At 31.8% G+C, this 23,714-nt stretch carries 24 protein-coding genes; 8 read left to right on the top strand and 16 right to left on the bottom strand.

What is annotated here, in order from left to right; translation table 11 throughout:
• Positions 1-28: 28 nt before the first annotated feature.
• Together OIU80_RS10880 and OIU80_RS10875 are read right to left on the bottom strand one after the other, a co-directional pair.
• Positions 29-580: a hypothetical protein gene (locus OIU80_RS10880; protein ID WP_264287032.1), complete on the bottom strand. Its 552-nt coding sequence runs from the start codon at positions 578-580 to the stop codon at positions 29-31.
• Positions 581-601: 21 nt separating this feature from the next.
• The gene (locus tag OIU80_RS10875; protein ID WP_264287031.1) at positions 602-1,432 is read right to left on the bottom strand and encodes an OmpA family protein; all 831 of its coding nucleotides are present in this window, start codon (positions 1,430-1,432) and stop codon (positions 602-604) included.
• Positions 1,433-1,746: 314 nt separating this feature from the next.
• Between OIU80_RS10875 and OIU80_RS10870 the strand changes: the two genes are divergently transcribed.
• Entirely contained in the window at positions 1,747-2,223 is a 477-nt protein-coding gene (locus OIU80_RS10870) for a CYTH domain-containing protein (protein WP_264287154.1), read from the top strand.
• Between the two features lie 5 nt (positions 2,224-2,228).
• The gene (locus tag OIU80_RS10865) at positions 2,229-3,200 is read left to right on the top strand and encodes a YpdA family putative bacillithiol disulfide reductase (protein WP_264287030.1); all 972 of its coding nucleotides are present in this window, start codon (positions 2,229-2,231) and stop codon (positions 3,198-3,200) included.
• Between the two features lie 194 nt (positions 3,201-3,394).
• Here the strand turns inward: OIU80_RS10865 and OIU80_RS10860 are convergent, their stop codons facing one another.
• Together OIU80_RS10860 and msrA are read right to left on the bottom strand one after the other, a co-directional pair.
• Complete coding sequence (locus tag OIU80_RS10860; RefSeq protein ID WP_264287029.1) at positions 3,395-4,966, bottom strand: protein adenylyltransferase SelO; 1,572 nt, start codon at positions 4,964-4,966, stop codon at positions 3,395-3,397.
• Between the two features lie 36 nt (positions 4,967-5,002).
• The gene (gene msrA / locus OIU80_RS10855; protein WP_264287028.1) at positions 5,003-5,533 is read right to left on the bottom strand and encodes a peptide-methionine (S)-S-oxide reductase MsrA; all 531 of its coding nucleotides are present in this window, start codon (positions 5,531-5,533) and stop codon (positions 5,003-5,005) included.
• A gap of 224 nt (positions 5,534-5,757) precedes the next feature.
• Here msrA and OIU80_RS10850 point away from each other — a divergent pair, with 224 nt between their 5' ends.
• Entirely contained in the window at positions 5,758-7,245 is a 1,488-nt protein-coding gene (locus OIU80_RS10850) for an aminotransferase class V-fold PLP-dependent enzyme (RefSeq protein WP_264287027.1), read from the top strand.
• Between the two features lie 81 nt (positions 7,246-7,326).
• On the opposite strand, the gene OIU80_RS10845 is transcribed toward OIU80_RS10850, so the two are convergent.
• From OIU80_RS10845 to OIU80_RS10815, 7 genes are all read right to left on the bottom strand, one after another.
• A complete protein-coding gene (locus OIU80_RS10845; RefSeq protein ID WP_264287026.1) occupies positions 7,327-7,941 on the bottom strand; it encodes a hypothetical protein in 615 nt (204 codons plus the stop codon).
• Positions 7,942-8,014: 73 nt separating this feature from the next.
• The gene (locus tag OIU80_RS10840) at positions 8,015-8,482 is read right to left on the bottom strand and encodes a DinB family protein (protein ID WP_264287025.1); all 468 of its coding nucleotides are present in this window, start codon (positions 8,480-8,482) and stop codon (positions 8,015-8,017) included.
• On the bottom strand, positions 8,482-8,952 hold the full coding sequence (locus OIU80_RS10835) for a nuclear transport factor 2 family protein (protein WP_264287024.1): 471 nt from the start codon (positions 8,950-8,952) through the stop codon (positions 8,482-8,484). Before OIU80_RS10835 ends, OIU80_RS10840 begins: the two co-directional genes overlap by 1 nt.
• 60 nt (positions 8,953-9,012) lie before the next feature.
• Positions 9,013-9,537: a hypothetical protein gene (locus OIU80_RS10830; protein WP_264287023.1), complete on the bottom strand. Its 525-nt coding sequence runs from the start codon at positions 9,535-9,537 to the stop codon at positions 9,013-9,015.
• 6 nt (positions 9,538-9,543) lie between these two features.
• Positions 9,544-10,020: a hypothetical protein gene (locus OIU80_RS10825; protein ID WP_264287022.1), complete on the bottom strand. Its 477-nt coding sequence runs from the start codon at positions 10,018-10,020 to the stop codon at positions 9,544-9,546.
• 6 nt (positions 10,021-10,026) lie between these two features.
• Positions 10,027-10,704, bottom strand: coding sequence for a peptidoglycan DD-metalloendopeptidase family protein (locus OIU80_RS10820; RefSeq protein WP_264287021.1), 678 nt, complete (start codon positions 10,702-10,704; stop codon positions 10,027-10,029).
• Between the two features lie 220 nt (positions 10,705-10,924).
• Positions 10,925-11,587 carry a spermidine synthase gene (locus OIU80_RS10815; RefSeq protein ID WP_264287020.1) on the bottom strand — a complete coding sequence of 221 codons (663 nt, stop codon included), beginning with the start codon at positions 11,585-11,587 and terminating at the stop codon, positions 10,925-10,927.
• Between the two features lie 63 nt (positions 11,588-11,650).
• Between OIU80_RS10815 and OIU80_RS10810 the strand changes: the two genes are divergently transcribed.
• Positions 11,651-12,202 (top strand): 1-acyl-sn-glycerol-3-phosphate acyltransferase, encoded by a 552-nt coding sequence (locus OIU80_RS10810; RefSeq protein ID WP_264287019.1) that lies wholly within the window; start codon positions 11,651-11,653, stop codon positions 12,200-12,202.
• 72 nt (positions 12,203-12,274) lie between these two features.
• Here the strand turns inward: OIU80_RS10810 and OIU80_RS10805 are convergent, their stop codons facing one another.
• Positions 12,275-12,748 carry a helix-turn-helix transcriptional regulator gene (locus OIU80_RS10805; RefSeq protein ID WP_264287018.1) on the bottom strand — a complete coding sequence of 158 codons (474 nt, stop codon included), beginning with the start codon at positions 12,746-12,748 and terminating at the stop codon, positions 12,275-12,277.
• Between the two features lie 312 nt (positions 12,749-13,060).
• Between OIU80_RS10805 and OIU80_RS10800 the strand changes: the two genes are divergently transcribed.
• The 4 genes from OIU80_RS10800 (at position 13,061) to OIU80_RS10785 (ending at position 17,981) form a co-directional block, all read left to right on the top strand.
• On the top strand, positions 13,061-14,215 hold the full coding sequence (locus OIU80_RS10800) for a M14 family metallopeptidase (RefSeq protein WP_264287017.1): 1,155 nt from the start codon (positions 13,061-13,063) through the stop codon (positions 14,213-14,215).
• A 77-nt stretch (positions 14,216-14,292) separates the two neighbouring features.
• A complete protein-coding gene (locus OIU80_RS10795; protein ID WP_007805990.1) occupies positions 14,293-14,772 on the top strand; it encodes an Lrp/AsnC family transcriptional regulator in 480 nt (159 codons plus the stop codon).
• Between the two features lie 96 nt (positions 14,773-14,868).
• Positions 14,869-17,454 carry a phosphoenolpyruvate carboxylase gene (locus tag OIU80_RS10790; RefSeq protein WP_264287016.1) on the top strand — a complete coding sequence of 862 codons (2,586 nt, stop codon included), beginning with the start codon at positions 14,869-14,871 and terminating at the stop codon, positions 17,452-17,454.
• An 11-nt stretch (positions 17,455-17,465) separates the two neighbouring features.
• Positions 17,466-17,981: a DinB family protein gene (locus OIU80_RS10785; RefSeq protein ID WP_264287015.1), complete on the top strand. Its 516-nt coding sequence runs from the start codon at positions 17,466-17,468 to the stop codon at positions 17,979-17,981.
• A gap of 555 nt (positions 17,982-18,536) precedes the next feature.
• Here the strand turns inward: OIU80_RS10785 and recQ are convergent.
• The 4 genes from recQ to OIU80_RS10765 all read right to left on the bottom strand — a co-directional run bounded on the left by recQ (position 18,537) and on the right by OIU80_RS10765 (position 23,615).
• Entirely contained in the window at positions 18,537-20,648 is a 2,112-nt protein-coding gene (gene recQ / locus OIU80_RS10780; protein WP_264287014.1) for a DNA helicase RecQ, read from the bottom strand.
• 85 nt (positions 20,649-20,733) lie between these two features.
• A complete protein-coding gene (locus OIU80_RS10775) occupies positions 20,734-21,135 on the bottom strand; it encodes a DNA primase (protein ID WP_264287013.1) in 402 nt (133 codons plus the stop codon).
• 9 nt (positions 21,136-21,144) lie between these two features.
• Positions 21,145-22,113 (bottom strand): deoxyhypusine synthase family protein, encoded by a 969-nt coding sequence (locus OIU80_RS10770; RefSeq protein ID WP_035625188.1) that lies wholly within the window; start codon positions 22,111-22,113, stop codon positions 21,145-21,147.
• Positions 22,114-22,211: 98 nt separating this feature from the next.
• The gene (locus OIU80_RS10765; RefSeq protein ID WP_264287012.1) at positions 22,212-23,615 is read right to left on the bottom strand and encodes a type III PLP-dependent enzyme domain-containing protein; all 1,404 of its coding nucleotides are present in this window, start codon (positions 23,613-23,615) and stop codon (positions 22,212-22,214) included.
• Positions 23,616-23,714 lie beyond the last annotated feature (99 nt).

The following is a 23,714-nucleotide window of genomic DNA, read 5'->3' as shown; positions in this document are numbered from 1 at the left end:
CTAGTTTTTTAAGTTTAGAGAACAAAAATTATTCTTTTCCGCCATCTAAGGCATCTTGCCATTCTTTTAATTCTTGCCATTTACCTTCATAAGCCAACTTGGCTTGTCTTGCCCAGGTTCCAGGATTATGAATAGCGTAGCTTTCGCCTGCTTCATCCAAAATAGCTTGCGATTTAGACGTTGGTGTTTCTGATAAAGCCAACCAAGTTTTGATTCCGGCTTTATGATATAGTTCTTCAATTTTAGGACCAATTCCTTCAATTATTTTTAAGTCATCTTTCTTTATTTTTTTACCAAATGCGGTGGCAGCCAGTGCAGCATCAAAAGCAATTTCAGGAGTGGTTTTGCCAACAAATGATTGTGCAGATGCCGAAGAATTTAATTTAGCTGCTAAATCGGCTTCTAAAGAAGTTATTTTTGCATTTAAATTCTTAGTGTTTGCTCTGCAAGAGTCTAATTCGGCTTGTAAAGAAAGTAAATCAGAATCGTTTCCTTTCGAAGCCATTTTTCCTATTAAGTAACCTAAAATTCCACAGATTAACCCAACAAGTGCTGGTATTAAGATACAAGGTATATTCATAATGTTATTTTTTTGGATTAATTATTTTATTGTAACTACAGTTCTACGATTGTTTGCTTTCCCATCGGCGGTTGTATTATCACCTACAGGTTCATCAGGCCCTTTTGATTGGGTTTCGATTTTGTTGCCGTCAATACCATTCTTAGATAAATAGTCTTTAGTAAAATCAGCACGTTTTTGCCCTAAAACAACATTCGATTCACGTTTTCCAACATTATCAGAATGTCCAACAACCAATAAGGAGCCATCATTTACGTGAAGGATATAATAAGTGATATCTTTAATTTTCTGGCGTTCTGTAGCATTTAGGCTATTATTAGATCTATTGGTATTAAAATGAAGTACCAAAGGATCAGCATTTATTTTAGCTTTTAAAGCCGCAAAATCCTCACCATTAGTATTTGATGCAACAGTATCAGTTAAGGTGTTTATTTGGAATGAAACAGGCCCTAACAACGTATCTGCATTAGTTTTCCAACTATCAATTATTTCTCCTTTAGTGTCAAAATTCCCAGCAGATAGCCCTTTTGATACAAAATAGTTTTTAACATCATTTGCCCTCGCTAACCCCAGATTAGGATAAGTTGTAGTATTTTTTTCCTCAGTAGTAGCATATCCAGTAATGGTAACCTTTTGTTTAGGATTTCCATCTAAGAAAGTTTTTAGCTTTTCAATGCCAATTGTTACGGAGTCTTTTACTGGTAAGATAACTGAAGCACTGTTCTTCAGGAACTTAATATTGTCGCTACTGCGGTAGTCAATACCATCACCATTAATTACAAAAGGAACAATCTCTGTGACAGTTTCTTTTACAATAACTACTTTTTCGATATCGTCTGCAGGTTCTTTCATACAGCAATTGCAGCAGAATTTTAAATACAAAAATGTACCTAAAATAATAGTGACTACAATGCCTAATAGATAAAGTGTTTTTTTAGACATAATATTTATGAGTTAAATTCTCTCAAATTTAACGAAAAAATAAATGCAAAACGTTACTAGTCAGTTATTTTAATATTATTGTTGTAATTATTTTGGCTTTGTGTTTTGGGAATAACTCACTTTTTAAGACTTATAATTTAGAGTTTGTAAAACGGTATTAAGAATCTTGATTCGCCAATTAATTAAAATCAGTAACTTGCTAACTGAATTTAGTTATGGAAAAGATGGTCGAAATAGAAAGAAAATTTTTAGTTAAAACAACCGATTTTAAAGAACAGGCTTTCGCCAAAAATCGAATTGCACAAGGTTATTTATGTTCAGAACCAAAACGTACTGTACGCATTCGTATAAAAGGTAGAAGAGGGTTTATAACAATAAAAGGAATAGGGAATGAGAGCGGAATGTCGCGATTTGAGTGGGAAAATGAAATTCCGCTGGAAGAAGCACAAGAGTTACTTAAATTATGCGAAAAAGGTAAAATTGAGAAAACCAGATTTGAAATAAAATCAGGAAATCATGTTTTTGAAGTAGATGAATTTTATGGAGAAAACGAAGGATTGATAATTGCTGAAATAGAGCTGCAATCAGAAACGGATACATTCGAAAAACCAGATTGGTTGGGAGAAGAAGTTACCAATGATCCAAGGTACTACAATGCTTATTTAAGTAAAAATCCATTCTCGGAGTGGGAAAATAAATAGTATTTATGACAGTTGAGCAATACGATTTGATAATTGTTGGAGGGGGACCAATAGGTTTGGCCTGCGCAATCGAAGCACAAAAGAAAAAATTAAAGTATTTGATTATCGAAAAAGGTGCTATTGTAAATAGTATTTTCAATTATCCGTTGTATATGACTTTCTTCTCTACAGCAGAAAGACTAGAAATAGGGAACATACCTTTTAATTGCCTAGCTCCCAAACCAGGTCGTCAGGAAGCATTAGAGTATTATCGCAATATTCATCGTTATTTTGACTTCTCTATTCATTTATTTGAAAAAGTAACACAAGTTATCAAACAAGAGAATTTACTCTTTAAAATAGCTACAAATAAAAGCCAGTATGAAGCTAAGAATGTAGTTATTGCAACAGGTTTTTATGATATTCCGATTCATATGAATGTAAAAGGAGAAGAATTATCGCATGTTCGTCATTATTACAAAGAAGCGCATGAATATGCTTTTAGGAATATTGTAGTTGTTGGTGCCAACAATTCATCAGTAGATGCAGCTCTGGAATGCTGGCGAAAAGGAGCTAATGTGACAATGGTAATCCGCAAAAGCGAAATAAATAATCGAGTAAAATATTGGGTTAAACCAGATATTGAAAATAGAATAGCTGAAGGGAGTATAAAAGCTTATTTTGAGTCTAATATTACTGAAATTCATGAAAATGAAGTCGAAATTGATACTCCAAATGGAAAAGTAAAAATTGAAAGTGATTTTATCTTGGCACTTACAGGATATAAACCAGATTTAACTTTTCTTGAAAAAATGGGGATTCAATTATCAGATGATGAAAGAAAAGTACCAACATACAATCCCGAAACAATGGAAACCAATGTTACAGGATTGTTTTTGGCAGGTGTTGTTTGTGGCGGAATGGAAACTCATAAATGGTTTATAGAGAATTCACGCGTTCACGCCAATATGATTGTAGATTATATTACTTCGAAATAATTGTTGAGTACAGTTTTGTAAAAATTATTAAACACATAGAAACATAGTTTTTTTGTAAAAAGAAGACGAAGAGAAACATATTTCTTTCACATAGATAGCTATGTGGATTTGGAATAAGAGAAACGTCTATTTTTAGCTTGTAAAATCTATATTTCTATGTGTTAAGATTATTATGCCAGAGGGATTAAATAATATTAAGAACTGCAAGAAAGCATCGAGCAACCTACTTTATCTCTTGCCCAATCTGGGCGTTTGGCAAACCATTTTTCGTATTCTGGCTGTTCATCATAAGGGTTTTTAAGCAATTGATGTAACTCATCTACTAATGAGTAATTGCCTTCATCGGCAGCATCAATGCTTAATTGTGCCATATAATTACGCAATACGTATTTCGGATTTACTTTGTTTTGGTTTGCTGCTCGTTCATCGTTAGATAATTTTTCGGTATTTAAGCGCGTTAAATAAACAGAGAACCATTCTAACCAAGTATTTAAAACAGCACCTTTAATTTCTTCTGGTTTATAAAAAGCCTCCTGAATATGAGCAAATGCTTGCTCATTAGATTCCTCTTTTTTGATCTTATTTAAATTTCTAAAAAAGAGGGTCATATCTGTTTCAGATAATTGCAAATTAGTTTCTAAATCTGAGATAATTTTACTGTCAGTTTCTTTAGGAGTTGAAATGCCTAGTTTATTAAGCATCATTTCTTTGTATTCTTCATCATATAAATCGGAGAAAGATTCTAAAATACTTTCTAACCCCTCAGCTTCATTGATTAAAGGATATAGTGCGTTTGCTAATTGAAATAAATTCCATTTAGCAACATTAGCCTGATTACCAAATCGGTATCTTTTATGTTGGTTGTCGGTAGTATTAGGGGTCCAATTAGGATCGTAATCCTCTAGCCATCCGTAAGGACCAAAATCTATTGTTAAGCCGTGAATTGACATGTTATCAGTATTCATCACGCCATGTACAAAACCTACTCGTTGCCAATTAAGAATCATCTTTCGGGTTTTATCAGCAACAGCTTTAAAAAATTGGATATAGGTTTTTTTATCATCCTCTTCTTTTATTTCAGGATAATAATATTTAATCGTATAATCCGTAAATGATTTCAGGTTTTTAAGTTCGTTTCTTGCAGTTAGCATTTCAAAGCTTCCAAAACGTATAAAAGAGGGCGCTACACGGCATACAATAGCTCCTTTTTCATAAGCAGGATTGCCATCATACAGTTTATCACGCAATACTTCGTCACCAGACAATAGTAAAGCAAGAGAACGGGTAGTTGGGACTCCTAAATAAAACATCGCTTCGCTACATAAATGTTCACGAATTGAGGAACGCAATACAGCTAAACCATCAGCAGTTCTTGAATAAGGCGTTTTTCCGGCTCCTTTTAGCTGTAAAGTATAAAACTGGTCATTATGCTCGATCTCAGTTAAATTAATAGCTCTGCCGTCTCCTAATTGCCCTGCCCAGTTTCCAAATTGATGTCCAGCATAGCACATCGCGTATGGATGCGTGGTAGGTAGTATTTCTTTACCCGAAAAAACATTCAGAAATGATTCTGATTGAATATCTTTTGGCGAAAGCCCTATTAACTCAGCCACAGCTTCAGAAGCGTGAATTAATTTTGGATCAGCGGGAATTCGTGGGTTAACATAAGAAAAACAAGTATTTAAAACCTGCCTTGTTTCGTTAGTATTTAGTGGATCTTCAGGAAGTTCGGCTGTGAACCGATTATGTATATTTAATTTTTTCATTTTTATTCAATTTCAATAACAGTAAAATGTGCTTGTTTATGCGAGTTTATCGGCATACATTTTTCTTAATTTTTGCACTTTTGGGTCAATTACCATTCGGCAATAACCAGCTTCCTGATTGTTGTTGTAATAATTTTGATGATCCTCTTCGGCTTCATAAAACACTTCAAAAGGCTTTAGTTCGGTTACGATAGGATCAGCATAAAAAGGTTTTACTGCGTCAAATACTTGTTCAGCAATTGCTTTTTGTGTATCATCATGATATAAAATAATCGATCGGTATTGTGTCCCTTTGTCAGCTCCTTGTTGATTTAAAGTAGTAGGATCATGACTCGTCATAAAAATAGCTATTAAGTCATGGTATGAAATGATTTCAGGGTCAAAAGTTACCTGAACAACCTCGGCATGACCTGTTCTTCCTGTACAAACCTCACGATAAGCAGGGTTTTTTATATGTCCATCAGCATAGCCTGATTTTATTGATATTATGCCTTTTAAGCGCTGAATAACTGCTTCGATACACCAAAAACAGCCTCCTCCAAAAGTTGCTATAGATAAATTTTTCATATATATAATTTAAAATAATTATTGTTGTTTATTGATTATGAATAGAACATTTTAATGTTTTCTATTCAAATTTAACTCTAAATTTGTAGCTTTTGCTAAAAATATGCCCGTTAAAGAGGTATTTAAATGTAAATAAAAGAAATTGTACTATAGTTTTAACTTCACTATTAACAAATTCACAATTATATAAAAAATATATACCTTTGGCATCAAATCAGTTTATAATGAATATCAAAAACAATACCACGGCTTTAGAAGCTTATTTCCAAGATTTTCGAAAAAATATCATTGGAATCGATCAGGAATTTACCTCTCCTTATGGTAAAAAACAGATAATTTATACCGATTGGACTGCCAGCGGGCGATTATATAGACCGATTGAAGAGAAAATTATAAACCAATTTGGACCTTTTGTCGCAAATACGCATACTGAGACCACTGTGTCAGGTACTGCCATGACAAAAGCGTACCATCATGCCAGAAATATTATTAAACGTCATGTTAATGCAAATCAAGATGATATTTTAATTACAGATGGAACAGGAATGACAGGTGTTGTTAATAAATTTCAACGTATTTTGGGATTAAAAATTCCTGAAAACCTAAAAGATTTCACAACAATTCCTGCAGATAAAAAGCCAGTTGTTTTTATCTCGCATATGGAGCATCACTCAAACCAAACTAGTTGGTTGGAGACGATTGCTGATGTTGAAATTATTCCAGCATGTGAAAAAGGGCTTTTTAGCCTTGAAAAACTAGAAATTTTATTAGATAAATATAAAGACAGAGCCTATAAAATAGCTTCGATTACTTCTTGTTCAAACGTAACAGGAATAAAAACGCCATATTATGAGGCAGCCAAATTAATGCATCAGCATAATGGAGTTTGTTTTGTAGATTTTGCATGCTCAGGACCTTATGTGAAAATAAATATGCATCCAGAAGATCCAGAGGCTTATTTAGATGCAATTTTCTTTTCTCCGCATAAATTTTTAGGAGGACCTGGAACATCAGGAGTTTTAGTTTTTAATAAAAAATTATACAAGAATATGATTCCAGATTGTCCGGGAGGAGGAACAGTAAGCTGGACAAACCCTTGGGGTGAACATAAGTATATTGATAATATTGAAGATCGTGAAGATGGTGGAACTCCAGGCTTCTTACAAGTAATAAAAACGGCTTTGGCAATAGAGCTAAAAGAACAAATGGGAGTAGATAACATGTTACAACGCGAGCATGAAATCGTTGATTTTGTTTTTAATGAATTGAATGATATCCCGAATATTAAAATCTTAGCAGGGCAACATCAGGAACGTTTAGGAGTAGTTTCGTTTTTTATTGAAGATTTACATTTTAATTTAGGTGTAAAAATATTGAATGACAGATTCGGAATCCAAACTAGAGGAGGTTGTAGTTGTGCTGGTACGTACGGACACTTTTTATTGCATGTTGATCAAGAAACATCAAGTAAATTAATTGATCAAATCACTATTGGAGATTTAATACGTAAGCCAGGATGGATAAGAATGTCAATACATCCTACAACGACCAATGATGAAATTGCTTTTGTTTGCGAAAGCATTAAAGAGTTAGCCAAAAACCATAAAGAATGGGCTTTGGATTATGAATACAACAAAGAAACCAACGAATTTGTACATGAAAATGTAAATTCTTTTGAAGACGAACTAGTCGCAGGTTGGTTTGCATCATAAAACAAAAAAATAGCTTCAATTGAAGCTATTTTTTTTGATTTTTTTTTAACCATTAAGTTGTTAAGAAAAATTAGGTTTTGGTTATTTTCCAATGAGTACATTGTATTCTTTTGGTATAGCTATTCCGTTAAAATAATTTGTTAGCCCACAAAATATTACTACAGTTAATATAATTCCAAAAGTCAAAATTGCTATTGATTGTTTATTGGGAGAAATTCCGAAAATGGATTGCTTCATCTTCTTATTATGAACGGAAGCAATATGTCCGAAAAAGGAAAGTATTGCAAGTGCATAGTAGGGAATAAAAAAGAAGTAGTAAGGAAAAGTATTTAATCCCGCTATACCATAATAAAAATTAGTATCAAGGTTCAAAATAAGTCTTCCAATAAAAATGGCACTTAAATGAATTATAAAAAAGATAGCGAGGTATAAACCTGACCAAATTTGAATTTTTTCAAAATTACTGGCTGCTATTTTTCTATTTATTTTGAAAAGTTTAAGTCCTGAGAAAATCTGAATAAATACAGCTAATAACAAAATGGATTCAATGAATAAATTTCTGTAAAAAAGACGTAAAGTATTCATCATCTCAATGTGCTTTTCCGCTCCTAAAATGCTCCAAGTATGATTAAATAAATGTAATCCAATAAAAAATGTTATTATGAGTCCAGATACGTAGTGTAATTTTTTAGTCATACATTATGCTTTATTTTAACTTGTAGGTAAATGAATATTTTATATTTAAGCAACTGAACACTTTTAGTTGTTTTTATTCATTAACAATTGAGATATCGTCCAATAATCGGCGGTGATAGTTTATTTGCCCTAAATGATAAGCTAGATGAGTGGTGAGGTGTGTTAAAATAAACCCCGTAGAATCTTTACCTTCAAAAACAATAATTGGAAATTCATGTTCTAATTGGGCTTCAGATAAATTACTTAAAGCGGCATCAACAACGCTAATTGTTTCTTCTATTTTTGTAATTAATTCGGTTTTTGGAATGTTTTTTAACGAAAACTCCAATTCACGATGTCTTATGTAGCCAGAATTACCCAATGCAGCTCCAATATAAGTGTTTAAATTGCCTATTAAGTGCAAACATAGGTTTCCTGCCGAATTTAAAATTTGTTCATCTATAGACCAAATTTTAGCTTCATTTTGATAGGATTCGATTTCGAGTTTTAATTTATTGAGATCACGATTAAAAAGAGCTCTCAATGTATCACAATGCGCCATTATTTTTTAGATTGGTACTTATGAAGCGATAATAAGGCTTGTTCTTGTATTTTTTTCTGAAAAAAACCGGTCCATCCTAATAAATAGCCGGTAATGCCGAATGCTTGTTTGGACCATTTCCAAACATCAAAAGCATCAGTGTGTTTGATAATCAGACCATCCTGAAATTGAAATTCGGCGAAAACATGATTCACAACTTTTTTATTTGTTTTGCTAAAAACATAAGAAGCAACCCAGCGTGCAGAACCTACAAAATCATCAGCTTTTACATCCGAAAATTCTATTTTAATATTTCCCTTGCTTTTTTTAAGAAGCATTTCCCACATTCTAGAAACCTGATCCTCTTTTAGTAAGCCAAAAGCAGGATCACGAAATTGTACTTTTGGATGGTAACATTCGCTCATTTTAGCTGCGTCTGCATTGGCAAATGCAGTATAGAATTTCGTAATAGTGATTTCGTTTGCAGTCATTTTTGATGTATTTTAGAGTATAAAAGTACAGAATTATTGATTTCATACTAATAAAAAAACTTACAAAACTTGAATTTCTGCAGCAGTATCAAAGCTATTTTTAGATTTGTCAAATTTGGTAGCGTAATAAGATTTTTTATTTACAGCTGTAAAATTCCCAATTTGACTACTGAATTTATTTGTAGTTCCTGAAATATTGAATCTAATAGATTGGATATCAGTTTTCTTTAGTTTGTTCATTTCAATAGCAGAAAGATTGAAGTAAGTTGCCGTTTTATTTTCGGTTGCTTCAGTGTTCTTTTTATCAATACATACAATAATGGTATTATCTACTAAATAAATATAAGTAGTACCAGTAATTTGTAATTTAGGATCAGTTGTTGCCACACTAATTTTTAAAAGTCCTCCTGTTTCAGTTTTTGCAATTTGAATATTGGCTTCGCCAGATAAAGCATAATTTTCACAGATAAAATCCCAAGCAGGTGTAGCAGGGTATGTTTTTCCTTTAAAATTAAGCGACTCCTGAGCATTAACCAAAATGGATAAGAAAAGAAAGGGTAAAATCAGTAGTGTTTTATAATTCATAAGGGGTTATTTTTCAATTAATTTTGACTCGAATGTTTCGTCCCAGTCCAACGATTTTATAGCAGAAATCAGATTGTCTTCATTTACATACACACGAAGCTCTTTATTGGCCACTTTTTTTTCATACAAAGCTCTGTATCTGTAGATGGTTTCATGTTTAGTTTTATAAACTCCATCTAGTTTAAGATCTTTAAAGCCTCCGTACCATTGTCGGAATTTCTGACATGTTTTTGTTAACCGCTCTTCTGTAGTATTTGCCATAACCGATGGTGTAACTTCAGTTTCATTAAAAGGCTTAAATTTTGAGGTGTTACAAGTCAATAAGACTCGTTTTCCTAAATCATAGGCTTTTTTTTGTTGGCTATTATCTACTTCTGTAGCTAAAACTTTTGATATTTTTAAATCTTCTGTTTTGTTTCCACCTGTTTTTGATTTACAACCAACCAACAGAAGCAAACTTAAAATAAATAGTACTTTCTTCATTGTTCTTTATGTTATTTTTAATACTAAATTGGGATTTGGGCAGTTGTTAGTGTAATAATCTAAATCTATTTTACTGCAAACACCTGGATAATCACCAAAATTGTCTCCTATGTTTTTTATAATCTGAAAATGTAAGTGTGGTGCGTAATCGCCATTTACATTTGGTTTTCCTAAAGTGCCCAAAATTTGTTCTTTTTGAAAAACAGCTCCAACTTTAAGATTAACTATACTTTCTAACGACAAATGCCCATATAAAGTATAGAAAATATGATTTTCGATAGTATGTTTTAAAATAATTGTAGGTCCGTAATCGCCCAAACTAGTATTATTTTTAAAACTATGAACCGTTCCGTCAAGTACTGCTAAAACAGGAGTTCCAGCTTTAATCCATAAATCTAAACCAATATGTATGTTGCGCTCAGGAGTTGTAGAATTATTAAAATTTTCACTTCTTTTGTATATGTTTCTCTCCTCTAGATAGCCGCCAAAAGCAACTTTGGCTTTTGTGGGAGCTAATAAATTCTCGATATAATTTTCAAAATCAGTAGCTGTTTGAGGTTTTTTATTAGCTAATTCCTGATTTGAGATTGATAAATCCAAAGGAATATATTGAGCATAATCGATTGTAGTGTCGATTACTTTTGTTGGGGTTAGATTTTGTAAAACAGATTCTAATGTGGTCATATATCTTTTTTAACAGTTGGGTATAATCAATTTTTAACACATAGAAATATAGGTTTTGTATTTTCTAAAAAAGGCATTTCACGTATTATAAAAATATGTATAGCCAGCTATGTGAAAGAAATATATTTTCTCGGGTATTCTTTTACAGATGTCGAATCTATGTTTCTATGTGTTAAATTAAATTTTTAAGAATTGCATAACTCGTTAAGAGAAATTATAACTAAGCTAGTTTTTCAATAATTATCAATTCATTGTGCTCTTCAATTCGAGGGAGCATTTTTACGACATGCTGGTTATTTATTTCCGAAATGTATTTTCGGTTTCTGATATTGTGTGTTTCATTTAGAATCATGGTATTGAAAAGTACAAAACCATTATTTTTTAAAAGATCACAAACTCTATTACTGAAAAAATTTTCAAATAAAAAGTTAGGCATTGTAGTATCTTCAAAAACATCGATTATTATAAGATCGTATTTTTTATTTGTTTTTAAGACAAATTCGAATGCATCGTCAATAATAATTTCAAGTTGTTTAATTTTATTTAGATTGAAATATTTATTAGCAATTTCAAGTATTTCGGGGTCAATTTCAACTCCAGTAATTTTGCCTTCGTATTTTATTTCATCAACAAGAGTTTTGATAACACTTCCTCCAGCTACACCCAGAAGTAATATCTCTTTCATGGAGAGAATTTTTTTAAAGCCAATATTTTTTAAACCATATCTCAGGATACGTTGTAAACTACCATAAGAGTAATTGGTATTTTCGGAATCTAAAACTAGTTCACCATTTGCCCAAGTAACCTCAATAGCTTTACTGCGAGCAGATTTTTTTTCAAATATTTTTATAGGAACAAGGTAACTGAATATTTTCTTAATCATTCGTATGCGTTTTTATCAAATTTAAGATTTAAATTATTTATTTTGTAGATTAAAATAAAATTAATGAAGAAACAATTATATAAATTCATCTTTTTGAAGTTAATGGGATGGAAAATTGTAGGGGTAGAAAATGCTGAGGTAAAAAAATGCGTATTGATGGTAATGCCCCATACAAGTAATCATGATTTTTATTTAGGAATATTTACCCGAGGAATATCTGGATTAGAAATGAATTGGGTAGGAAAGAAAGAATTATTTAGATTTCCTTTTGGATATTATTTCAGAAGTGTAGGAGGAGAACCTTTAGATCGTTCAGGAGGTTTGAATAAAGTAGATTCAATTGCCGCTATTTTTGACAGAAAAGAAATTTTTCGTTTGGCAGTTGCTCCAGAGGGTACTCGCAAAAAAGTTTCAGAAATTAGAACAGGATTTTATTATATCGCTTTAAAAGCAAATGTGCCAATTGTACCTGTAGCTTTTGATTGGGGAAAAAAAGAAGTTAATCTGGGTAAGCCATTTTATCCAACAGGAAATTATGAAGCTGATATGGAAATTTTAAAACAACACTATAAAGGGGTAGTTGGGAAAATTCCAGACAATGGATTTCAATTGTAAATTTTTTTAAGATTTCTTCAAAGTTGTGTAAATAAAAAAAAACACAATTTTCAAAATACGCAAAATTAAAATTTAAGGAGTATATACCTTAAATGTTCCATTTTTATAAAAGAGCACAATTTTCTCTATTTCTTCAGAAGAGGTATTGGAAATTGTGTTTTTTATTTCGACAGTATTTTTTTCAATCGATTTTTTTTCATTTGTATTTTCGACCTCTAAGAATAAATCTTCGGGGATGAAATTCTTATTTGGAAAAATAGGAGCAATGGGTTTTTCGATTTCCTCCGGAATTGAATTTATGGCAACTTCGTTATTTTCATTTTTAGGGAAAGACCCTTTTCCGTTTAAAACCCAGTACAAATCTATATCGGGAAAAACCTCAATAATTTTTAATATAAAATCTAAACTAGGTTTGTTTCTACCCGAAAGTAGGTGAGACATGCTAGAGCGTTGAACTCCGATTTTATCAGCAAATGAAGAGGCGTTTAAGCCATAATAATCTAGTATGATTTCCAATCTTTTTATAAAATCCTCGATGTTTACCATTGTAAATTGCTTTTTAAATTAAGACGGTTTACAAATGTAATTAAAATATACTGAAACACCAATTATACAATTGTAAATAGCGTAAACAGCTCTATTTTGTTGACTATTTAGCTTTATGTAAAGACGTGTAAGTATCTAATGTATAATATTTTAATCTTGCTTTTGTAAGTAAGTAACAAATGTTATCAAAAGCAGGATAAATCAGGGTTCTTAGGAGAAAATGAGCGTTTACAAATGTAGATTATCAAATTATTTTAATGTTTACAATTGTAAAAATAAAGATGTTTACTTTTGTAAACCAAACAATACGACATGAATTTAGAAGAATTATTTAGCTTACATAAAGAACAAAGTATAGGAGGAAGGTATCTTACGTTAGATGCGATAGCTCCTTTATTAGAGAAATTAAATACGAATAATCAAGTTGAGGTTATAGGTAAATCTGTTTTAGGAGAACCTATATATAGTTATAAAATTGGAACTGGTGAAACTCGAATTTACCTTTGGTCGCAAATGCATGGAAATGAAAGCACGACTACAAAAGCGTTATTTGACTTTATTAATGTATTGAATAGTGGTTCTGATTTTGCAAATAAACTGCTTGGAATGTTTACTTTTTATAGTATTCCTATACTAAACCCTGATGGAGCGAAGTTATATACTCGAGAAAATGCTAATAAAGTTGATTTGAATCGTGATTCGCAGCAGTTAACACAACCAGAAAGTAAGGTGTTAAGAGCGGCTTTTGAAGAGTTTAAACCTCATTATTGTTATAATTTGCACGATCAGCGTACAATTTTTGGTGCTGGTGATACAGGAAAGCCTGCAACAGTGTCATTTTTGGCTCCAGCATATAATGAAGAGCGAGAGATAAATGAGTCACGTACGAAAGCTATAGACTTGATTGTGGCTATGAATGATGTTTTACAGCGTTACATCCCAGGACAAGTAGGTCGTTTTGATGATTCTTTTAATATTAATTGTATAGGAGATACGTTTCAGTATTTAGGAGTGCCTACGGTTTTGTTTGAAGCGGGACATTTTGCTCATGATTATGAAAGAGAAGTCACAAGGAAGTACATCTTTTTTGCGTTAATAGCAGGGTTTAAAGCTCTAAGCGAAAACGATATAGTTGTCAATGGAATTAATAAATATTTGAATATTTCACAAAATAAAGTCGTTTTTTATGATTTTATGTATAAAAACATCAAAATAAATTATGATGGTATCGAAATAATCACGAATTTTGCCGCACAATACAAAGAAGAATTGATTGAAAATAAAATTTGTTTCACTGCTTATATTACCGAAGTTGGTGAATTAGAAAATTATTATGGTCATTTTGAATATGATGCTAAAGGAGCAGAATATACTGATGATTTTAATAATATTCCGAAAACAAGTCAGAAAGCAGATTTTTATTTAGATAAAAACATAAAATTTGTTAATGGATTGATAAAAAGTTAGTTTTTTTGTCATTTTGTTATTTTTTATATATATTTTTATACTTTGTAATAGCAATTAGTAATATTAATTAAAGAATTATGAGTAAATTTCGTTTGGATGAAGTAGATCACCAGATATTAGACATGTTGATAGACAACACAAGAGTACCGTTTACTGACATTGCAAAAAAATTATTGATATCTGCAGGAACAGTACATGTGAGAGTGAAAAAAATGGAAGATGCCGGAATAATAATGGGATCTTCATTAGCATTGGATTATGATAAATTAGGATATTCATTTATAGCTTATGTAGGTGTTTTTCTAAATAATACATCGCAAACAAAATTTGTTTTAGAGCGTATTAATCAAATTCCTTTTGTAACTGTTGCATCTGTAACTACAGGAAAATTCAATATTTTCTGTAAAATTAGAGCAAAAGATACTAAACATGCGAAAGAAGTAATCTTTATGATTGATGATATCGAAGGAGTTTACAGAACAGAAACTATGATTTCGTTAGAAGAAAGTATTAATGATAAGAAGCGTTTGATGCATACTATTTTTAAAAATATGTAATTGATCTTGAATGCTATATTGAATATAACCTCAAGTTTTTCTTGGGGTTTTTTTATGTAAAATTAACTATTAACCACCAACCAACTATAACACATTATGTATACGCTTCCAAAAATAGAACGTTTTAATCAAGACGTTCTTTCTAAATACCATATTTACAATAGTGTCTTTATTACATTGCCATTTGACTCTATTGATAATACTGGGGTTTTACTTCCTTTATTTACCGAAGTTTGCGAAACAGGCTTTAAAAAACAAGAAACACCTAAAGAAATTGTGAATTTTTTCTCAGGAAAGTATCTAAATGATGCTTCAGAGAAAGATAAAATTGATTTAATGTTTCGATTTATTCAGTACATAGAACGTCAAATTGTATTATTTGACGCTATAGAGGATGCTGCATTTCCTACCGTTAATAATATGGAAGGAAGAGGGTCGCTTCGTGATATCAAGGAAAAATCAGATGCTAAAGATAAAGAGGATGATTTAGTAGAGTTTTTAGAAGATTTTAATGTTCGAACCGTACTAACAGCACATCCTACACAGTTTTACCCAGGGCCAGTATTGGGTATTATTAATGATTTAACTGCGGCAATTCGCTCAAATGATTTGCTTAAAATCAAGAAATTGCTTGCTCAATTAGGTAAAACACCATTTATACAAAACGAAAAGCCAAATCCTTATGATGAAGCAGTTAGTTTGATTTGGTATTTGGAGAATGTATTTTATGAAACTTCGGGTGAAATAGTACATTATCTTCAAAAGAATATCTTTCACGGAAAATCGATTCAAAATCCTTTGATAAAACTCGGATTTTGGCCAGGAGGAGATCGTGATGGAAACCCATTCGTAACAACAGCTATTACCTTAAAAGTAGCAGAACGTTTGAGAACTTCGATTCTAAAATGTTACTATGTTGAGATGCGAAACTTAAAAAGAAAATTGACATTTGCAGGAGTGGATACTTTAGTTTCTGATCTTGAATACAAATTATATCGTTCAGTATTTTATTCTAAAGGGGAGATTTATATCACTTTAGATGAATTTAAGACACAATTAAATAAGATCAAAGAGATTATTATTGAGAAGCACCAGTCATTGTATTTGGATGAATTAGAAGCACTGCTTATCAAAATTAACTTGTTTGGTTTTTATTTTGCAACATTAGATATCCGTCAAAACAGCAAGATACATGATGCTGTTTTTAAAGATGTTGTGACGTATTACTTAAAGTCTGACTCTACCGTTTTTCCTGCCAATTATTATGATTTATCAGAGGGTGAAAAGATAGCAGTACTTTCAAAAGTAAAAGGAAATCTTAATCCAAGTGTGTTTGAAAATGAAATTACAAAGTCAACAATTGAATCTATACAAGCTATTAAAGCCATTCAGGAGAATAATGGGGAGTATGGAGCAAATCGTTATATAATCAGTAATAACGAAAGTGCACTGAATGTAATGGAGACTTTTGCTTTAATAAGATTGAATAATTGGGATAATCCAACGGTTGATATTATTCCGCTATTTGAATCTGTAGATGATTTACAAAAGGCTCATGAAATTATGGAGCAATTATATACAAATCCAGAATATGCAAAACACTTGACCGAAAGAGGAAATAAGCAAACAATAATGTTAGGTTTCTCTGATGGTACAAAAGATGGTGGGTATTTAATGGCAAACTGGAGTATTTACAGAGCCAAAGAAGCACTTACTGAAATTTCTAGAAAATACGGAATTAAAGCTATTTTCTTTGATGGACGTGGTGGGCCACCTGCTCGAGGAGGAGGAAAGACACATAAGTTCTATGCTTCATTAGGTCCGAAAATTGAAAATAACGAAATTCAGATTACTGTTCAAGGGCAAACTATAAGCTCTAATTTTGGTACATTGGATTCATGTCGTTATAATTTGGAGAATTTATTGAGTGCTGGAGTTACAAATCAGGTATTTAGTAAAGGCAAAAATGAATTGACTGTAGATGAGAAAAATGTTTTGGATCAATTGGCAGAACTAGGATATCAAGAGTACTTAAGTTTTAAAAATCATCCTAAATTTATTCCTTATTTAGAGAAGATGAGTACTTTAAAATATTACTCAAAAACAAATATTGGTAGCCGACCATCAAAAAGAAGTAAGTCAGAAAATTTAGATTTCGCAGATTTACGTGCCATTCCGTTTGTTGGTTCTTGGAGTCAATTAAAACAAAATGTACCAGGTTTCTTTGGAGTAGGTTCAGCATTAAGACATTTTGAAGAAACGAATCAATGGGAGAAAGTTCAGGGTTTATATGATAATTCATTATTCTTTAAAACCTTATTAGAAAACAGTATGATGTCATTGGCAAAATCATTTTTACCACTAACAGCCTATATGAGAAAAGACCCTGAGTTTGGAGAATTTTGGCAAATTATCTATGATGAGTTTTCAGAAACGAAACGTTTGTTACTTAAAATTGCAGGTCATAAAGAGCTAATGGAAAACTATCCAGATGGTAAAGCTTCTATTCAGATAAGAGAGCGTATAGTGTTGCCATTATTAACAATACAACAATATGCTTTGTTGAGAATTAATGAATTAAACAAGCAGGATCAAGTCGATGATGATTTGATTAAGGTATACGAGAAGATAGTAACACGTTCTCTTTTTGGAAACACAAATGCAAGTAGAAACTCAGCTTAAATTTAATTATTATGTTAGCATCACAATTATTAGAAAATGAATATTCAGGCGGATTTACAACTTATGTTCAAGAAGCAGGGAATGTAAATTTGATTGAAGAATTAGAAATTTCATTGCATGATTTTATAAAGTTTGTTCAAAATATTCCGATGGATAAATTTGATTATCGTTATGCAGAAGGAAAATGGACAATCAAAGAGATCATTCAGCATATAATCGATACGGAGCGTATTTTTGCATATCGTGCTTTACGGTTCTCTAGAAATGATAAAACGGCATTGGCTAGTTTTGAAGAAAATGATTATGTAGATAATACTAATGCGAATGCAAGAGGTCTTCAGGATCTATTGACTGAATTATCTGCTGTAAGACATTCTAATTTATTGTTTTATAAAAGTTTGTCAGAGGAGCAACTTAAAAGAATTGGTACAGCATCTAATAATCAGATGTCAGTTAGAGCTTTAGGTTTTGTTATTATTGGTCATCAAAAACATCATCAAAAAGTTTTTCAAGAAAGATATTTGTAGTTAATAAGCACTACAATTAAAAATTACAAATCCTGTGAAATAGTTTTTCATAGGATTTTTTTTTTGGAGCTATTCCTGCTGTTCACTATATCTTTTTATCCGCTACGGCGCGATAAAAAGGATGCCGTTTCCATCAGGGCTAAGGATTATCTTAATTTCGAATAGATTTTGTGATTAAAGTTTGAATGTAATCTTTGTGTAAGTCTTTAACCAAGAGTGTAAGTAACTTTGGTTTTACACAAAACAATCCCAAACTTGTCATTTCAGAAATGGCAAAAATACGCAGACCAACAGTAAATTTGGGTTTTTATAAATATTACTTGTATCCTTTTTTCAAAACTATGACAAAGCTTTATGTTGGGCATTGCCACCGGCTTCAACCGTTGGCAATGCATTATTACTATTAATACCACACGTTTAAAACCGTGGGCTATGATTATAACAGGAGGGGATTTAAGTAAGGAGAGGGATGATAACTTATCTGTCCTGAAGCGTTGCGTTCGGCTTCTTAGTTTAAGCAAATCAGTAAAATCTGCGTGTAAAACCTAAAATATTTTAATAATTCTTCTCAATTATAGCAAGACCTAACCGTATTTTATCATAAGAAATTTGTTCTTCAAGAAAATCATAATAAGGTTTTAGTGTATCTGGATTTTCAAGCTTTACTTGCGCATCTCTTATTTTAAAAATTTCGGTATCTGAAACGTAATCAGATAAATCGATGTCGTGTCCATCGACGTATAATTTTGCCAAATGTGATGCGATTGTCGAAATTCCCAGTTTTCTTTTTACAGCAATTGCCTCAATAGAAACTCCTTCCTGGAATAATTCTAATGTTACTTTATACGTACTGCTTTCCTTTTTTGATTTTTTTTGAGGCTTTTTTTTATTTTTAAAAAACTCAATTATGGCATTTACAAAATCTGAACCGTATTTTTCGAGTTTTGCTTTTCCAACTCCGTCTATCGCTATTAGTTCATCATCACTCATAGGACGTAATAGTTCCATCTGTCTTAAAACGGCATCACTAAAAATGACGTATGCAGGCACTTCTTCTTCTTTAGAAATTTTGTATCGCAATTGTCGAAGTATTTCAAAAAGAGAATTTGGCTTGGCTTTGGTTGCTTTTTCTTGTATTTCGGTTTTTTCAATAGTTTTCTTAACTACAGTAGTAAGCATTACTTTTTCACCTTCGAACAAAACTTTTTTTGCAAAAGGAGTCAATAAGATTTTATTATGCTGATGAAATGCAATTTCGCAATAGCCTAAATTTATCAACTGAATTAGATATTGGTTCCAATCGTACCAAGAAATATCGGCACCAATTCCGTAAGTTTTTAAATTTTGGTATTCGTTTTCGTATATATGAGCATTTTTAGAACCTTTAAGAAAATCAACAATTACTGGTAAAGTTTCTTTTTCTTGCAAACGAGTAACTGCAGAGAGTGCTTTTTGTGCAATAACAGTTCCGTCAAAAAATGTTGGAGGATTTTTACAAATGTCGCAGTTACCGCAATTTTCATTTACTAATTCACCAAAGTAGGAAAGCAATATTTTTCTGCGGCAGCTTAAAGCATCTGCATATTGTTTCATTCGCTCTAGTTTAGCAAGCTGTACTTCGGCGTTTAAGCCTTCTGAAGCAAATTTTTGCAATTGAATTACATCACTGTAACTTTCAAACAAAATGGTCTCAGAAGGTAAGCCATCACGACCAGCTCTTCCGATTTCCTGATAATAACCTTCGATATTTTTGGGCAAATTGTAATGAATTACCCAGCGTACATTCGATTTATCAATTCCCATTCCAAAAGCAATTGTAGCACAAACAACCTGACAATCATCGTTTATAAAATCATCTTGAGTTTTGGAGCGCAGTTTACTTTCTAGTCCTGCATGATATGCTTTTGCATTAATTCCTTTTTTCTTTAGTTTATCTGCTAGCTCTTCTGTTGTTTTTCTGCTCAGACAATATACAATTCCAGATTCATTGGGTTTGGTTTCAATAAAATCTATTATTTGTTTTACTCTGTCGAGAGCAGGACGAACTTCGAGGCTTAAATTTTTTCTGTCAAAAGAAGCAACAACTGTTTTTGGATTGTTTAAATTTAATTGTTCGCTTATGTCGGTTCTGGTTGCTTTATCTGCTGTAGCGGTTAATGCTAAGACTGGAGTAGAAGGGAAGCGATTTTTTAGATAACCTAAATTGGTATATGCTGGACGGAAATCATGCCCCCAAGCCGAGATACAATGTGCTTCATCTATCGCTATTAGGCTTATTGTTAGTTGATTAAAAAGGATGTCAAGATAAGATAGGCTTTCTGGAGCTATATAAACCAATTTTATTGTATTGGATTTTAAACTTTCCATATAAAATTGCTGCTCTTGATCAGTTTGGCTGCTATTTATGAAACAAGCAGCAATTCCGTTTGCTTTTAAGCTATCAACTTGGTCCTTCATTAAAGCAATTAGGGGAGAAATTACGATTGTGATTCCTGGTAATAATAAGGCAGGTAACTGAAAACAGATTGATTTTCCTCCACCAGTTGGCATAATAGCTAAAGTATCCTGACCTGAAAGTATTGTATTTATAATATCTTCTTGGTTGGGTCTAAATTTTTCGAATCCAAAATTTTCCTTTAGTTTGGCATGTAATAGCGCAGTATCCATCGGCTTATATTTTTGTAGGTAATTTACTAAATAAAAAAGGAACTCATGTACGAGTTCCTTTTTTATTTTGAAATATTCAGATTAATTAATCTTCATCATCTTCGTCATCATCCTCATCGGCGATGTCTTTATCTTGGTCGTCATCGTCATCATCTCCGTCAAGATCTGGTTTGTCTAGATTCTCATCTTCATCTTCGTCGTCTGCTTCATCTTCTAAATCAAGACCTTTAATTGGCTCGATTGTATCAACGTCAGCATCGATTTCATCATCTTCATCGTAATTTTCAATTCTATCAGCAAGTTTAGTACTGATTTTCACTAAATAAATAGTGTCTTCTGTACGTACTTCAACAGCTTCTATCAATTCGTTTTTAGCATTTCTAAAACGGATAACATCCGAATCATCATAACCATCAGGAAATTTCTCAACTAGTAAGTTTAAAATTTCATTGGTAAGTTTAGCGTAATCAACTATTACTCTTTTCATAAAGTTATTCTATAAATCTAATAAATATGCAAAAATTAATGGTGCTACAATGGTAGCGTCTGACTCAATAATAAATTTTGGAGTTTTAATATCTAATTTACCCCAAGTAATTTTTTCATTAGGAACAGCTCCAGAATACGAACCATAACTGGTTGTTGAATCTGAAATTTGGCAGAAATAGCTCCAAAACGGAACATCATGCATTTCCATATCTTGGTACAACATTGGTACCACGCAAATTGGGAAATCTCCAGCAATACCACCACCAATTTGGAAAAATCCAATTCCGTTAGTGCTATTTTTAGGGTACCAATCAGATAAGAAAACCATGTATTCGATTCCAGATTTCATCGTAGATGCTTTTAAGTCACCTTTGATTACGTATGAAGCGAAGATATTTCCCATTGTACTATCTTCCCATCCTGGTACAATAATAGGTAAATTTTTCTCTGCTGCAGCATACATCCAACTATCTTTTAAGTCTATTTCGTAATATTCTTCTAAAACTCCTGAAAGTAACATTTTGTACATGAATTCATGTGGGAAATAACGTTCTCCTTTATCATCTGCATCTTTCCATATTTTGTAGATATGTTTTTGCAAACGACGGAATGCTTCATGTTCTGGGATACAAGTATCTGTAACTCTGTTTAATCCTCTTTCTAATAAATCCCACTCATCTTGTGGAGTTAAGTCACGGTAGTTTGGTACTCTTTCGTAGTGAGAGTGCGCTACTAAGTTCATGATATCTTCTTCAAGATTTGCTCCTGTACAAGAAATAATTTGAACTTTATCCTGACGAATTATTTCGGCAAAAATCTTTCCAATTTCGGCAGTACTCATTGCTCCAGCCATACTTACCATCATTTTGGCACCATTAGCCAATTGTTGTTCGTATGCTTTTGCAGCATCTACAAGTGATGCAGAGTTAAAGTGCAAATAATGTTTTTCAATAAACTGACTAATTGGTCCTTTCATTTTTTCTTTTTTTTATGATTTCAAAGGCTAAAAACCTTTAAAGATTGTTATGCAAATTAATAAATTTTATAAATATTTAGTACAATTTGCGATTTTTTTTATTGTTTTTTACTGTATCCTAATATCTTCAATACTTCATCTGATGTTTGCTCTTGAGAAAATACCTCAGTTGCTAAAAATCCATTTTCGTCTCTATCAATTAAAATGTGCTTTGGTTGTGGAATTAAACAGTGATGTAATCCTCCATAACCTCCAATTGTTTCTTGATATGCTCCTGTATTGAAGAAACCAATATATAAAGGTTTTTCTTTATTGTATTTGGGTAAGTAAATGGCATTCATATTTTGCTCTGAATTGTAATAATCGTCACTATCACAAGTAAGTCCGCCTAATAGAACCCGTTCGTAAGTATCATTCCACCGGTTTACGGCTAGCATAATAAATCGTTTATTGATTGCCCATGTGTCAGGTAGAGTAGTAATGAAAGACGAGTCAATCATATTCCATTTTTCTCTGTCATTTTGTTGTTTTTGGTACAAAATCTGATAGATAGCACCTCCACTTTCACCTACAGTAAACGAACCAAATTCAGTAAAAATATTTGGAACATCAACTTCAGCTTCATCACAAGCAATTTTTATTTGATTGATAATTTCATCAATCATATATTGGTAATCATACTCAAAAGCTAATGAGTTTTTAATAGGGAATCCACCACCGATGTTTAATCCATCAAGAGTAGGACATTCCTTTTTTAAAGCTACATATACTTTAATACATTTTACTAATTCATTCCAGTAATATGCATTGTCATTGATACCGGTATTAATAAAGAAGTGTAACATTTTCACTTCTAAATTTTTATTCTCTTTGATCTCTTTTTTGTAAAAAGGAACAATGTTTTTGTATCCTATTCCTAATCTTGAAGTATAAAACTCAAATTTAGGTTCTTCTTCGGCAGCAATTCTGATTCCGATTTTAAATTTTCCTTTGATTTCTGCTTGAAGTAAATCAAGTTCTTCGTAGTTATCGATAATCGGAATGGTGTTTTTATGACCATTATTTATAAGTCTTGCAATATTTGTAACGTATTGGTCTCTTTTGAAACCGTTACATATAATGTAAGTATTTTTATTGATTTTGCCATTCTCTAATAAATTCTCTGCAATATTGATGTCAAATGCAGATGAAGTTTCTATATGAATATTGTTCTTAAAAGCTTCATTCATTATAAATTCAAAATGAGAACTTTTAGTGCAATAACAGTAATAGTATTTAGCTTCGTATTTATTCTTTTCCATCGATTTTCTAAACCAACTTTTTGCTTTGTTGATGTTGTTAGAAATTTGAGGCAAATAAGTGAATTTTAATGGCGTACCATATTTTTCTACCAATTTCATCAAATCGATGTTGTGGAAATGAAGGTTGTCTTTGTTTAAAGTAAATTCCTCTTGAGGAAAGTAATATGTTTGATTGATTAAATCAGAATATTTAGTATTCATTGAGATAGGTGTATTATAAATTAAATTAGTTGTAAACAATAAAATAATCTAGAATTCAAACCCTAATATTTGCGAACACGATTTGCAATTTTTCGTGCT

It is taken from the genome of Flavobacterium frigoritolerans, assembly GCF_025847275.1.
Lineage (GTDB): Bacteria > Bacteroidota > Bacteroidia > Flavobacteriales > Flavobacteriaceae > Flavobacterium > Flavobacterium frigoritolerans.
Note: the sequence above shows the minus strand (reverse complement) of the source record. Positions and strands in the feature narration are given on the sequence as shown.

Coding starts and splice junctions, on each gene's coding strand:
- OIU80_RS10880 (WP_264287032.1), bottom strand. CDS start 580: ATGAATATACCTTGTATCTTAATACCAGCACTTGTTGGGTTAATCTGT.
- OIU80_RS10875 (WP_264287031.1), bottom strand. CDS start 1,432: ATGAAAGAACCTGCAGACGATATCGAAAAAGTAGTTATTGTAAAAGAA.
- OIU80_RS10870 (WP_264287154.1), top strand. CDS start 1,747: ATGGTCGAAATAGAAAGAAAATTTTTAGTTAAAACAACCGATTTTAAA.
- OIU80_RS10865 (WP_264287030.1), top strand. CDS start 2,229: ATGACAGTTGAGCAATACGATTTGATAATTGTTGGAGGGGGACCAATA.
- OIU80_RS10860 (WP_264287029.1), bottom strand. CDS start 4,966: ATGAAAAAATTAAATATACATAATCGGTTCACAGCCGAACTTCCTGAA.
- msrA (WP_264287028.1), bottom strand. CDS start 5,533: ATGAAAAATTTATCTATAGCAACTTTTGGAGGAGGCTGTTTTTGGTGT.
- OIU80_RS10850 (WP_264287027.1), top strand. CDS start 5,758: ATGAATATCAAAAACAATACCACGGCTTTAGAAGCTTATTTCCAAGAT.
- OIU80_RS10845 (WP_264287026.1), bottom strand. CDS start 7,941: ATGACTAAAAAATTACACTACGTATCTGGACTCATAATAACATTTTTT.
- OIU80_RS10840 (WP_264287025.1), bottom strand. CDS start 8,482: ATGGCGCATTGTGATACATTGAGAGCTCTTTTTAATCGTGATCTCAAT.
- OIU80_RS10835 (WP_264287024.1), bottom strand. CDS start 8,952: ATGACTGCAAACGAAATCACTATTACGAAATTCTATACTGCATTTGCC.
- OIU80_RS10830 (WP_264287023.1), bottom strand. CDS start 9,537: ATGAATTATAAAACACTACTGATTTTACCCTTTCTTTTCTTATCCATT.
- OIU80_RS10825 (WP_264287022.1), bottom strand. CDS start 10,020: ATGAAGAAAGTACTATTTATTTTAAGTTTGCTTCTGTTGGTTGGTTGT.
- OIU80_RS10820 (WP_264287021.1), bottom strand. CDS start 10,704: ATGACCACATTAGAATCTGTTTTACAAAATCTAACCCCAACAAAAGTA.
- OIU80_RS10815 (WP_264287020.1), bottom strand. CDS start 11,587: ATGATTAAGAAAATATTCAGTTACCTTGTTCCTATAAAAATATTTGAA.
- OIU80_RS10810 (WP_264287019.1), top strand. CDS start 11,651: ATGAAGAAACAATTATATAAATTCATCTTTTTGAAGTTAATGGGATGG.
- OIU80_RS10805 (WP_264287018.1), bottom strand. CDS start 12,748: ATGGTAAACATCGAGGATTTTATAAAAAGATTGGAAATCATACTAGAT.
- OIU80_RS10800 (WP_264287017.1), top strand. CDS start 13,061: ATGAATTTAGAAGAATTATTTAGCTTACATAAAGAACAAAGTATAGGA.
- OIU80_RS10795 (WP_007805990.1), top strand. CDS start 14,293: ATGAGTAAATTTCGTTTGGATGAAGTAGATCACCAGATATTAGACATG.
- OIU80_RS10790 (WP_264287016.1), top strand. CDS start 14,869: ATGTATACGCTTCCAAAAATAGAACGTTTTAATCAAGACGTTCTTTCT.
- OIU80_RS10785 (WP_264287015.1), top strand. CDS start 17,466: ATGTTAGCATCACAATTATTAGAAAATGAATATTCAGGCGGATTTACA.
- recQ (WP_264287014.1), bottom strand. CDS start 20,648: ATGGATACTGCGCTATTACATGCCAAACTAAAGGAAAATTTTGGATTC.
- OIU80_RS10775 (WP_264287013.1), bottom strand. CDS start 21,135: ATGAAAAGAGTAATAGTTGATTACGCTAAACTTACCAATGAAATTTTA.
- OIU80_RS10770 (WP_035625188.1), bottom strand. CDS start 22,113: ATGAAAGGACCAATTAGTCAGTTTATTGAAAAACATTATTTGCACTTT.
- OIU80_RS10765 (WP_264287012.1), bottom strand. CDS start 23,615: ATGAATACTAAATATTCTGATTTAATCAATCAAACATATTACTTTCCT.